We start from the raw sequence: 12,695 nt of genomic DNA on the forward strand, positions 1-12,695 counted from the left end.
GGAGGAATCGTGGCAAAAAAGCCCCAGGACGCTCAGCACAACCAGCACGGCAAGCATGCCCAACGCGGCCAGCAGCAAAAGCGTGGAAGCAAAGCCCAGGGCTCGCGCCCCGCGCATGCCCCGGCAGCGCCTGTCCGCCCCTGGCGCCCGGGCCGCGATAAGTTCCTCCCCGTCAGCCGCGACGACATGGATGCGCGCGGCTGGGACCAGTGCGACTTTGTCTACATCTGCGGCGACGCCTACGTGGACCATCCCAGCTTTGGCATGGCCATCATCAGCCGCGTCCTCGACGCGCACGGCTACAAGGTGGGCATCATCTGCCAACCCGACTGGACCGACCCCGCCAGCATCACCGTGCTCGGCGAGCCGCGCCTGGGCTTTCTCGTCAGCGCCGGCAACATGGACTCCATGGTCAACCACTATTCGGTGACCAAGCACCGCCGCCACACCGACGCCTATACCCCCGGTGGCGAGGAGGGGCACCGCCCCAACCGTGCCGTCACGGTCTACGGCAACCTCATCCGCCAGACATTCAAGGACGCCCCCATCATCATCGGCGGCATCGAGGCAAGCCTGCGTCGCTTGGCCCACTACGACTACTGGCAGGACAAGCTCAAGCGCTCGGTACTGCTCGACTCGGGCGCCGACATCCTCATCTACGGCATGGGCGAGCACGCGATTGTCGAGATCGCCGACGCGCTCGACGCGGGACTGCCCGTCGATCAGATTACCTATATCAACGGCACCGTCTACCGCACGGGTTCGCTCGACGAGGTCTACGACTACGACCTGCTGCCCAGTTGGGACGACCTTACCGCCGACAAGCTCAACTACGCGCGCAGCTTTAACGTGCAGCAGCAGAATATGGACCCCATCACCGGACATCGCCTGGTAGAGCCCTACCCCAACAGCGTCTATGTGGTGCAGAACCCGCCGTCGGCGACGCTCACCACCGACGAGATGGACGAGGTTGCCGAACTCCCCTACGCACGCGATTGGCATCCCGATTACGACGCAGCGGGCGGCGTGCCGGCCTTTGCCGAGATCAAGTTTTCGATCAGCTCCAACCGCGGCTGTTTTGGCGAGTGCTCGTTTTGCGCGCTCACCTTCCACCAGGGTCGCGTGCTGCAGATGCGCAGCCACGACTCGATCATGCGCGAGGCCGAGCTGCTCACGCGCGATCCCGAGTTTAAGGGCTATATCAACGACGTGGGCGGGCCGACGGCCAACTTTAGCCGTCCCGCCTGCGACAAGCAGCTCAAGCACGGCGTATGCAAGAACAAGCGCTGCCTGTGGCCGAGCGTGTGCAAGAACATGGTGGTCGACGAGAGCGGCTACACCCAGCTGCTGCGCGACCTGCGCCAGCTGCCGGGCGTCAAGAAGGTCTTTGTCCGCAGCGGCATCCGCTTCGACTACACCATGGCCGATGCCTCGGACGAGTTTTTGCGCGAGCTGCTGGAGCACCACGTCTCGGGCCAGCTACGCGTAGCACCCGAGCACGTAAGCGACGCGGTGCTGTCCGTGATGGGCAAACCGAGCCGAGCCGTCTACGACGCATTCTGCCGTAAATTTGAACGCTTGAACCGCGAGTACGGACTCAAGCAGTACGTGGTGCCGTATCTGATCTCGAGCCACCCCGGATCGACGATGAAGGAAGCCGTGGACCTTGCCGAGGCCGTGCGAGACATGGGCTACATGCCCGAGCAGGTGCAGGACTTCTACCCCACGCCGTCCACCATGTCGACGTGCATGTACTACACCGGCGTGGACCCGCGCACCATGGAGCCGATCTATGTGGCGCGCGACCCGCACGAGAAGGCCATGCAGCGCGCGCTCATCCAGTATCGCAAGCCCGAGAACTACAAGCTCGTGCGCGAGGCGCTAGAGAAAGCCGGGCGTCGCGATTTGATCGGCTACACCAAGCATTGCCTGATCCGCCCCGTGCCGCCACGCCCGGGCGAGACATCTGCCGGCGGCGGACATGGCACCGGTAAGAAGAGCGGCAAGGGCCACGGTGGCGCTGGCGGCGCTGGAGCCAAGGGACCCAAGGGCAGCAAGGGCCACGGCGGCATGTCGCGCGCGCAGAACACCGCCGGGCGCAACCGTGCGGCTCAGGGGCGTCAGGGTGCCAACGGAGGCGGTCGCCGCAACTAAGGCAGCAGTGCGCTCGCTGCGTCCATCCCACACGCATGGCGCAGCGAGCGCATTGCCTCAACGAGGATGACGCCGGCGATGGCAACCGTAATTACCACGTCGAGCGGCGTGTTCACAAACCAGAGCAGGCCCATGAGATACGACCCGGCATTAAAGGCAAAGTGCAGCAGGATCGTGTAGCGGAGCTTTCCGGTCGTCACGAGCAACCAACCAAAGATGAGGCCGGCGGCACCCGCGTAGCAACCCTGCACCCAATTCATGTGCATAAAACCGAAGATTGCCGCCTGCAGCACAATCGCCGCGGCGACACCCCACGTGCTTGGGGCCGCCCAGGGCACTATGGCGCCGTCTTGCGCACTCGCACGACGCCGGCGCTTCCAGAGCGGACGGCACTGGGGATTAAACGCACGCAGCGAAAACTCAAAGATAACACCGCGCACCAGGAGCTCTTCGCAAAACGGCGCGCCGAGCACCGTGGTCAGGACGGCAAGAGGACTGGTATCGCCCATGCCCGTTTCCTCGACAAGCTCGCTGTAGTCGGCCGCGGCATCGGGCAACAGCGACAGCACGGCGTCGGTCACGTAGCTAACGACCACCTGCAGGGCAAGACCGATCACGATAACGCAGGCGATGCGTTTCCACGCCCCACGCGCTCCCCCGCCGAGCGGATGCTCGCTTTGCGAGCGCGCCATAAACGAGCGCGGCCACAGATAACGCCACCACAGCAGCGCCATCAAAAACGACGCCGTCTGAGCGGCGGCTTGGAACCATTGAATATCGAGATTGTCGATCGGATAGCCCGTCAGCACCGACACGGCATCGAGAACAGAAAACAGAACCACGCTCAGGGCTATATCGGCAGCGACAACGCCAAAACAGGCGAGCGCCCACGCTATCGCATTGAGCATGCCAGCCTCCTCAAAACCCGGTACTTGGGGACGTTCCTTAACTGCCGGCAGAAAATGAACGTCCCCAAGTACCGGCAGTTTGGGACAGTCATTGTTGATGAGAATCGGGTGCAGTGCCAAAGGCCCCGCTGGGCGAAATGTCGAACGGGAAGGTGCCGCAGCGATTGAACGCGGCGATAAACATGCGGATGGCGTTGGACGGCGTGGTGCCCACGAGCTGGGTTGCCGCCGCGAAGGCCGCCTTTTCCTCGGGCAAGACCTTCGCGACAACCGGGGTCATGTGTTCTGCCATGGCGCTTCCTTTTTGAAACAACGGTAGTGCGGATAGATGCGGGCCACGCGGCTGGGCGACGGGCTGTGAAGGCAACCCGATTGGCCCGCATCTGGAGATTGTTTCTGCGGCGTTAGTATTACTTGGTATTTCTATGTTATACCCGGCAGATAGAATACCACACCCGGTCCCATGGGGACGGAGAAAAGACGGATTATTTTGTTGCTGGGTTAGTAATTTAGAGCGTAATGATGTCCGAGATATCGAGGGCCTAAGCGTCGGCGTATGGCGCGCCCAGGCTGGGTATCCGACGCATGGCGCCCTATTGTCTTGGATAATTTCGCTTATGCCATGCATAAAAAGACGGGGGCACCCCTTCTCGTCCCAACGTACCCCCGCTTGTACCGTGCAAAAACCGGAGTTTTCAGCATCGCGGCCCCCGCAGGCGGTGCCGCAAATCGTGGACGCCGCGCGATTGGTGTCGTTTTGGAGCACGGTGCGACGCGAAACGCGCGTTATCGCCGCGCCGGACGCCGTCAGCCAACCCAAATCGCCTGCCGAAGGATCCCGCTGGCTCAAATAGACGCTTCCGGCGCGTATGCAGTCACCCCGGCTTGCTGAAAACTCCCAAAAATGCACGGCGCGCCCCGGGGGACCCGTGCGCGCCACGAAAAACACGCCCGCATCCAAAAGAATGCGAGCGCGAAAGCCGGATGGCGGCAAGGGCGCCAGGCAGCGGGCGAAATCCCCGGCGTGTCCGCCCGGGCACCGCAGCCGCCGCGCGTCAGCAGAAAACCTCATGCCCTGCGTCGATGTCGGCCCCCGCGTACGCGAATCTCCAACTAGATCGATAGCCCGTATCTCTTGCCGCGGCCGTCTCCGCGCGTTTCCACGAAGAAGACTCGCCCCAACTAATACTGAGCCCACTAAAAGGGCCCCGAGCATAGTCTGCTCGAGGCCCAAACTCGTGTCGCCTTACCGCGCGACGCGTATGTTACTTGCGCTTGCCGCCGCCGTCACCGGGGCGACGGGAGCTGCCGCCGCGCTTGCCGCCACGGCTGTTGCCATAGCTGCCACGGTTATCGCGACCGCCGGCACGGCCACCACGGGAGCCGGCCTGGTTGCTGCCACGTCCGCCGCGATAGCCGCCGCGACGCTCTTCGCGGGTATCGTCGTAGTTGCGCCAATCATCGCGACGATCGCGGCTGGCACGCGGATCGCGACGATCGCGCGACTCGCCAGAACGGCCGGCGCCACTGCGGCCGCCATTGCCGCGAGCATCCTCGCGACGTTCACCGCCGCGGCCGCCGCGCTCTTCAAAGCGCTTGCCGCCACGGGACTCGCCGCCGCGGCCGCCGCGCTCGTCATCGCGACCGGAACGACGACGGTCGCTCGCGCCGCGCTTGCCGCCGCGCGAGCCACGGCCCTCGTCCTCGCGCTCAACACGGCGACGACCACCGCGGTCCTCGTCCTCGCGGCGACGGCGATGTGCCTCGCCCTGGAACTGCTTGGCACGGCGCTCGGCACGGTTGCCGCGCGGGGCCGGCTCGACGGCACCAGCACCGGCACGCTCCTCGGCAGCCACCTCGCGGGCCACGCTCTCCACGGCCTCGTCCACGCGAGCCTGAACGCCCTCGCGCACGCGGGTCTTGCCGCCGCGCTTGGGACGGCTCGGGCGCTCGCTGTCGCCGCGACGCTCATCGCGACCACGGTTGGAACGACCGGCCACATCGCCGTAATCGTCGCCGTTGCGCTTGCCGTCGCGACGCGCCTGCTCAAGCTTCTTCTTGCTCTTGGACTTGCCGCGCTTGGTCTTCTTCTTCACCTTAAAGGCCGCAGGGTCGCGCTCGGGATCAACCGCGGGCGGATTGGGGCCCACGTGCAGGTCGCCGGCCTCGTAGATGTCGGCAGTCTTGTCCATGAGCTTCTCGATCTCGTAGAACTCATCCACGTCCTGCTCGGTCACAAACGTGATGGCCCAGCCCAGCTCGCCGGCGCGGCCCGTACGGCCAATACGGTGGATGTAGTCGGTCGGCTCGGCCGGCACGTCAAAGTTCACGACGTAGCGCACGTCGCTGATGTCGATGCCGCGGGCGAGCACGTCGGTTGCCACCAGCACGTCGACGGTGCCGTCGCGGAAGGCCGAAAGCGCGCGCTCGCGCTGGGCCTGGCTGCGGTTGCCATGAATCGCGGCGGCCTCGATGCCCTTGCGCTCCAGACGACGGCAGCAGCTGTCGGCACGGTGCTTGGTGCGCATAAAGACGATGGTGCGCTCCGGGCCTTCCTTCTTGAGGAACTCGGGCAGCAGGTTGTTCTTGGCCTCGATGGACACCGGGAACACAAACTGGTCGACGGTGTCGGCGGTCGACGTGGCGGGCGCGATCTCCACGCGGGCCGGGTCGCTCACCAGATCGGTGATCTCGCCCACGGCCTCCTCGTCGAGGGTCGCCGAGAACAGCAGCGTCTGGCGCTCGGCCGGCGTCTCGCGCACAATACGGCGAACGGCGGGCAAAAAGCCCATGTCGAGCATGCGATCGGCTTCGTCGAGCACCAGCACCTTGACCTCGTCCAGATGGCAAGCGCCCTGCTCGATCAGATCGACCAGACGGCCCGGCGTTGCGACCAGGATGTCGCAGCCGTACTTGAGGGCAGCGGTCTGCGGCTTGTAGCTCACGCCGCCCACAACGGTCACGGCAACATGGCCGGTGACGTCGGCGATCTTGCTCGCGACCTCGTCGATTTGCTGGGCGAGCTCGCGCGTAGGGGTGATGACGAGCATCACGGGGCCGCGGCCGTTTCCCTCGGGCTTTTTAGCACCGCGACGACGGTTACGGCCGCCGCGCTCGCGCACAGGTTTGGGAGGAGCGATGTGCTCCAGATTGTTCATGGTCGGCAGCAAAAAGGCGGCCGTCTTGCCGGTGCCGGTCTGAGCGGCGGCAAGCAGGTCGCGGCCCTCGAGCACCACGGGGATCGAGCCGGCCTGCACGGGCGTCGGCGCCGTGTAACCCAGGTTCTCGATGGCACGAAGTATCTCGTCCGAAAGACCCAGCTCGTCAAAGGCGGGCAGGTTCTCGGTAGCGGACTCGACGGTCTCGGCGGCGCTGGCCTCGTCGGCCGCATCGAAGGCAGCCTGGGCCATGGCCTCGCGGGTCTCGTCCAGGATCTCGGCGTCGGTGACGTCGGATACAGAATTACGCATATGTTGTTGTTCCTTATCTGCACGCGCAAGGGGCACGGCATGCGGCCGCGCGGGCGTGCTTGGTAGTGCGCTAGTACATACAAAAACGGGTGCGCACAGAGAGGACGTTGCTCAGCACGCTGGCGATCGCTTTGGCAGCCATATCACGCGCCGTCCAGACGCAGCAGCTCTAAGCGATGGAGCAGATTCGCCGCGGGTTAGTATACCTGCACTCCGTATGCCCCCACGTAAACCACAGATGACGGGGAGGACGGGGCGGGTCTGGGCCAATTGTCTCAATCTGTAACAGTTACGAGGCAAAACCAGGTCTACACGTTACGAATCGAGACAAACCAAAACCTCGCAAAACAACATCTCGATCTGTAGCAGATAGAGGTCATTTCCCCTGCCAGATGTTACAGATCGAGATGTTAAGCAACCGCCGAATTGTTTGTCTCAATCTGTAACAGTAACTCGGCAAAAACGGAACTAGATGTTACAGATTGAGACGAAGGGCGAGGATGGTGCGCTAACTTGGCAGTCGACCCCCGTATCGGAATGTCATACATTTCAACTTTTGCCATACACCCCCAGGGGGTATGGGTGTATAGTATCGAGAGGTTAACAATTCCAACACCGAACCACAGAAAGGAGAGTCCATGGCTCAAGATAAGTTCGACGTAGGCGGCATGACATGCGCCGCCTGCCAGGCGCACGTGGACCGTGCCGTGAGCAAGCTCGACGGCGTCCAAAGCGTCGCGGTCAACCTACTCGCCGGTTCCATGATGGTCGACTACGACCCCGCGCAGGTCTCCCCCGACGATATCTGCACCGCCGTCGACCGCGCGGGCTACTCGGCCTCACCCGTCAGCACGGGCACCGGTGCCGCCGGCTCAAACGGCAGCGCACAAGCCAGGTCTGGCGCCGCCCATATGGAGTCGCCCACCAAAAAGCTGGAGGCCGCCGCCTCTGCCATGCACACCCGCCTCATCGTCTCGATCGTCTTCCTCATCCCACTGTTCTACATAGGCATGGGACACATGCTCGGCTGGCCGCTGCCCGGCATCTTCACCGACCATATCCACAGCATGACGCTCGCCCTCACCGAGCTTGTCCTGCTCATCCCCATCGTCTACGTCAACGACGCGTACTTTATCAACGGGTTTAAATCGCTCGCGCACGGCGCGCCCACCATGGATGCCCTTATTGCCGTGGGCGCCACCGCTTCCATTGCCTGGTCGCTCTACGCCATGTTCATCATGGCCGACCAGCTGGCCACAGCTCAGGTGCACGAGGCCATGATGACAGGCATGGACAATCTGTATTTTGAGAGCGCGGGCACGATCCTGTCGCTCGTCACCGTGGGCAAATACCTCGAGACGCGCAGTAAGTCCAAAACCGGCGGCGCCATCGAGGCGCTCATCGATCTGGCGCCTAAAACCGCGACCGTCGTTGCCGACGACGGCAGCGAAACCACCGTCGACGTCGATAGCATCCTTCCCGGCCAGGTCCTGCGCGTGCACCCCGGCGAGTCAATCCCCGTCGACGGCGTGGTGCTCGAGGGTAGCTCGGCCGTGGACGAGAGTGCGCTCACCGGCGAGTCAATCCCCGTGGAAAAGACCGCCGGCGACACCGTCAACGCCGCCACCGTCAACCGCACCGGCTCGTTTACCTTCCGCGCCACGCGGGTTGGTGCCGAGACATCACTCGCCAAGATCATCCAGCTCGTCGAGGACGCCAACGCCACCAAGGCGCCCATCGCCCGCATGGCCGACAAGGTCGCCGGCGTGTTCGTGCCCGTGGTGTTCGTGATCTCGGCCGTGACCTTTGCGGTGTGGATGGCACTAACCGGCAGCATAAACGAGGCACTCACCTCCGCCGTGGCCGTGCTGGTGATTAGTTGTCCCTGCGCGCTCGGCCTAGCCACGCCCGTCGCCATTATGGTGGGCACCGGCAAGGGCGCCGAGATGGGCATTCTGTTTAAGAGCGCCGAGGCGCTGGAGAACCTGCGCGGCGTGGGTACCGTAGTGCTCGATAAGACGGGTACGGTCACCCGCGGCAAACCTGCCGTGACCGATATCGTGGTAGCCACGCGCGCCGATGACTCGCCCGCCATGAGTGAAAAGGCGTTACTGAAGCTCGCTGCCGCGCTGGAGCGCTCGAGCGAGCATCCGCTGGCCGAGGCGATTATGACCGAGTGCGAGACACGCGGAATCGTGGCGCGCATGGTCGAGGACTTTGCCGCCGTGCCTGGACGAGGCGTTACGGCGCGCGAGGGACAAAACGCCATCGCTGCCGGTAACGTGCGCTTAATGGGCGAGTTGGGTATCACCGTGCCCGCCGGTCTTGCGGAGCGATTTGCCGCCGAGGGCAAGACACCGTTGTTCTTTGCCAAGAACGGCGAGCTTGTCGGCACCATTGCCGTAGCTGACGAGGTCAAGGAGACGAGCGCCGAGGCCATCGCTGCGCTGCGTTCGCTCGGCGTCGACGTGCACATGCTCACCGGCGACAACCGCATCACTGCCGAAGCAATCGCCCGCCGCGTAGGACTGAGCAGCAAGCAGGTCATCGCCGACGTGCTTCCCGCCGACAAGGAACGCCACGTGCGCGAACTGCAGGATGCGGGCGGCAAGGTCGCCATGGTGGGCGACGGCATCAACGACTCCCCCGCCCTGGCGCGCTCCGACGTGGGCCTTGCTATCGGCACCGGCGCCGACATCGCCAAGGAAGGGGCAGATGTGGTACTCATGCGCAGCGACCTCATGGACGTCGCCCGCGCTATCGAGCTTTCGCGCGCCACGATTCGCAACATCAAGCAAGACCTGTTCTGGGCGCTGTTCTACAACGGCATCGGCATTCCGCTCGCTGCGGGCGCGTTCTTCCCCCTCACCGGCTGGCAGCTCTCGCCGATGTTTGGCGCCGCGGCGATGAGCCTGTCGAGCGTGTGCGTCGTGTCCAATGCTCTGCGCCTGAAATCCTTTAAGCCTAAAGTGGCAAAATAGGCTCACCATTACGTCCATTTAGAACGGGTTTTCCAGGTGCCCGAGATTGACCTGAAAGAGGAGCGACGCGTACTTTGGTACGCGAGCGACGGCTTGAAGGTCAAGGTCGGGTGCCTGGGAAAGCCAACATAACAGAGAGGAATACCCATGCGTTACACAATTAAGACTTCCGGCCTTATGTGTGGCCACTGCGACGCTACTGTCGAGACGGCACTGCTCAACGTTGCCGGCGTGACCGACGCCGATGCCGATCACGAGACTCAGACGGTACAGGTGGAGTGCGCCGACACCGTGGCCGCCGAGCAGCTCGCTGCCGCCGTCGAGAGCGCCGGCGAGAAGTTCCACGCCCTGTCCGTGACCGCAGCCTAGCAGCTACCAGAAGCATTCGACCCCATCGACCAGAAACGAGGACCCGCCATGATGGCAGACCACAAATCGGTGAACCGTATGCTCAAGACGGCGCGCGGCCAGATCGACGGCATCCTGCGGATGGTCGAGGAGGACCGCTACTGCGTCGATATTTCCACGCAGCTCATGGCCACACAGGCACTCCTCGCGCGCATTAACGCCGACGTACTCAAGGCGCATATCGAGGGCTGCGTGACTTCGGCAATCGAATCGGGCGACGAAGACCTCAAAGCCGCGAAGCTCGCCGAGATCGAACGCGTCGTCGACAAGCTCTCTAAGTAATCGGCGCATTGGGGACAAACCACTTTGCACCGTCTTGATGTTCCGAGGACAGGTATGTTTGCGCCACATTGGTGCAGATTAACCTGTCCCCCTTGCTCTAAATCGGGTATAAAGGCGTGCGGCATATCGAACGAAAGGCAATTTGCATGAATGACTTTATGAAGGGCCGCAATGGCGCCGACGAGCTCACCATCGTGATGGGTTTTGCGGGCATCGTCATCGCGATGATCGGATCGATGGCCCGCGTCCAGTGGCTCAGTTGGATCGCCATCGCCGTCATCGTGATCGGCGTACTGCGCGGCCTGTCCAAAAACATCGACGCACGTCGCAAGGAGAACGACGCCTTTGTCGCCGGCTCGGCTAAGGTCCCCGGCTTGGGCAAGTTTGTCGCCAGCTTGGGTGGCGGCGCTGCAGCGGCCAGCACCTCACGCGCGGCCGGCACCAGTAAGGAAGACTTTGAGCGCGCCAAGCGCACGGCCAAGAAGATGTGGAAGGGTCGCAAGACCACGGCATACCTCAAGTGCCCCAACTGCGGCCAGATGCTCTCCGTCCCCAAGGGCAAAGGCAAGATCCGCGTCACCTGCCCCAAGTGCCACGCCAAGATGGAGACGCGCTCGTAGCCGCCATACCGCAGGACAAAATAAAAGCCGAGGCCTCGCACTGGGACCTCGGCTTTTTTGAATGCGACAAAGGGCCCGCCCCCCGTCACACCTACGCCACGCCGTCGCGGGCAAGCTCCTCGGCAAGCGCCTCGGCTGGCATGGCCATAATCGTGTCGAGCTCGGCGTCCACCTCGGGAATACGCTTCACCTTGAGTTTGCGCACCAGATCGCCACGACACATCACGTGCATCGGCTCGCGCAGAGCGCACAGGTCATCGAGCGGGTTCTCGCGCGTCACCAGGATATCGGCAGCCTTGCCGCACTCGATTGCACCGGTCTCGCCGCCCAGCCCCAGCAGCTCAGCATTGACCTGCGTAGCCGTATGCAGCGCAAACGCATTGCTCACGCCCACGTACTTGGCAAAATAGGCCACCTCGCGCCACATGTCGTACTGGGTCACGAACGGGCAGCTCGAATCCGTACCCAAACCTACCTTGATACCGGCTTCCAGCGCCGCACGAGCGCTCTCGATAATGCCCGAGCACACGATATCGCCGTTCTTCTTTTGCGTGTCAGTCGAATGAGTCTTTTCCGGATCGAGCAGCACAAACGGCAGTGCGGGACTGATCGTGCAGGTCACACTCGGCGCACGCCCCTCGAGCTGAGTTCCCGCGGCGCCGCGGTACAGCTCCAGGATCTCGGGTGTCAACGGAGCGCCGTGCTCGATCGTATCGACGCCGGCCTCGAGCGCGGCCTTCACGCCCTCGGTGCTCTCGACATGAGCCATAACCGGAAGGCCCATATCGTGCGCTGCCTTGCACGCCGCCGCGGCAACCTCCACCGGCATACGCAGCACGCCCGGCTCGCCTACCTCGGTCGCATCGAACACACCGCCCGTTACGAACAGCTTAATGACATCGGCACCGCGCGCATACAGGTCGCGCACCTGTTCGGCCGCCTCGGAGGGACTGTTGGCCACCTGCGCGAACAAGCCCGCGCCGTGGCCACCCGGCACCGTGACGCCCGTTCCCGGCGCCACCAAACGCGGACCCTGATACTTGCCGGCGTCGATAGCATCGCGCACGGCCAGATCGGCAAACAGCGGGTCGCCCGCGCCGCGCACCGTGGTCACGCCGCTTGCCAGCTGTTGTTGGGCGCTGCCCTTAAGAATATGGCGCACGATAGCGCGCCCCACGGGATTATCGAGCTTCTTCATCAGCGCGCCCGCATCGCCCGCCGAAACCGGCTTGCCCGAGCCGCACAGATGCACATGCATATTGATGAGGCCCGGCATGAGATACGCCCCGGCCAGGTCGAGGACCTCGGCACCTGCAGGCGCCTGCGCAACAGCGCTCGGCCCCATCCACGTGATGACACCGCGCTCAACGGCCACAGCCAAGTCGGGCTGCGGCTCCATATGCTCCGAACCATCCAGGACGGTCGCATTGATAAACAACGTGGAACGATCGGCAGACGCCATATCGAGCTCCTCCCTCACGATTAACTTGAACATTTGTCCATTATCACCTAATGCAGCAAACTAAAGTCGAACATATCGGTTAGCGGAGGGACGAGAGAGCTGTGAGGGCAAACGGAGACAGTACGGCAATGCTCCGGCCGTTCCAGCAAAACGTCTTGATCTGTAACAGGTAGACCAGGTTTTAGCAGCCAGATGTTACAGATCGAGATCTTTCGGCACCGCGTCCAGCCTTTGTCTCAATCTGTAACAGTTGGGTCGAATTTTGGCCGTTAGATGTTACAGATCGAGATATTCTCCAGCCCTGTCGTCAAACATCTAAATCAGTAACATGTAGACAGGTTTTCGGCCTCTAGATGTTACAGATTTAGATCTTTTAGCGGCAGCCAACCTTCTGTCTCGATCTGTAACAG

General features: G+C 63.1%; 9 protein-coding genes. 5 read left to right on the forward strand and 4 right to left on the reverse strand.

The genetic code is table 11. The features are described from left to right. The first annotated feature begins 9 nt into the window (after positions 1-9). The gene (locus tag ACTQZF_RS02400; protein ID WP_441554475.1) at positions 10-2,154 is read left to right on the forward strand and encodes a YgiQ family radical SAM protein; all 2,145 of its coding nucleotides are present in this window, start codon (positions 10-12) and stop codon (positions 2,152-2,154) included. On the opposite strand, the gene ACTQZF_RS02405 is transcribed toward ACTQZF_RS02400, so the two are convergent. The 3 genes from ACTQZF_RS02405 to ACTQZF_RS02415 all read right to left on the reverse strand — a co-directional run bounded on the left by ACTQZF_RS02405 (position 2,151) and on the right by ACTQZF_RS02415 (position 6,532). Continuing rightward, the gene (locus tag ACTQZF_RS02405; protein WP_441554476.1) at positions 2,151-3,062 is read right to left on the reverse strand and encodes a CPBP family intramembrane glutamic endopeptidase; all 912 of its coding nucleotides are present in this window, start codon (positions 3,060-3,062) and stop codon (positions 2,151-2,153) included. The two genes, ACTQZF_RS02400 and ACTQZF_RS02405, sit on opposite strands and share 4 nt — an antisense overlap. A gap of 88 nt (positions 3,063-3,150) precedes the next feature. After that, positions 3,151-3,354 (reverse strand): type II toxin-antitoxin system RelB/DinJ family antitoxin, encoded by a 204-nt coding sequence (locus tag ACTQZF_RS02410; RefSeq protein WP_117647680.1) that lies wholly within the window; start codon positions 3,352-3,354, stop codon positions 3,151-3,153. 973 nt (positions 3,355-4,327) lie between these two features. Further along, complete coding sequence (locus ACTQZF_RS02415; protein ID WP_441554477.1) at positions 4,328-6,532, reverse strand: DEAD/DEAH box helicase; 2,205 nt, start codon at positions 6,530-6,532, stop codon at positions 4,328-4,330. Between the two features lie 638 nt (positions 6,533-7,170). Between ACTQZF_RS02415 and ACTQZF_RS02420 the strand changes: the two genes are divergently transcribed. From ACTQZF_RS02420 to ACTQZF_RS02435, 4 genes are all read left to right on the forward strand, one after another. Continuing rightward, entirely contained in the window at positions 7,171-9,513 is a 2,343-nt protein-coding gene (locus ACTQZF_RS02420; RefSeq protein ID WP_441554478.1) for a heavy metal translocating P-type ATPase, read from the forward strand. A 147-nt stretch (positions 9,514-9,660) separates the two neighbouring features. Next, the gene (locus tag ACTQZF_RS02425; protein WP_154515953.1) at positions 9,661-9,882 is read left to right on the forward strand and encodes a heavy-metal-associated domain-containing protein; all 222 of its coding nucleotides are present in this window, start codon (positions 9,661-9,663) and stop codon (positions 9,880-9,882) included. 51 nt (positions 9,883-9,933) lie between these two features. Beyond that, complete coding sequence (locus ACTQZF_RS02430; RefSeq protein WP_229778266.1) at positions 9,934-10,203, forward strand: metal-sensing transcriptional repressor; 270 nt, start codon at positions 9,934-9,936, stop codon at positions 10,201-10,203. 146 nt (positions 10,204-10,349) lie between these two features. Next, complete coding sequence (locus ACTQZF_RS02435) at positions 10,350-10,823, forward strand: hypothetical protein (protein ID WP_427727434.1); 474 nt, start codon at positions 10,350-10,352, stop codon at positions 10,821-10,823. Positions 10,824-10,914: 91 nt separating this feature from the next. Here the strand turns inward: ACTQZF_RS02435 and ACTQZF_RS02440 are convergent, their stop codons facing one another. Next, entirely contained in the window at positions 10,915-12,285 is a 1,371-nt protein-coding gene (locus ACTQZF_RS02440; RefSeq protein WP_441554479.1) for an amidohydrolase family protein, read from the reverse strand. Between the last annotated feature and the right edge of the window lie 410 nt (positions 12,286-12,695).

The sequence above is a fragment of the Collinsella sp. LCP19S3_H3 genome, assembly GCF_052119145.1.
Lineage (GTDB): Bacteria > Actinomycetota > Coriobacteriia > Coriobacteriales > Coriobacteriaceae > Collinsella.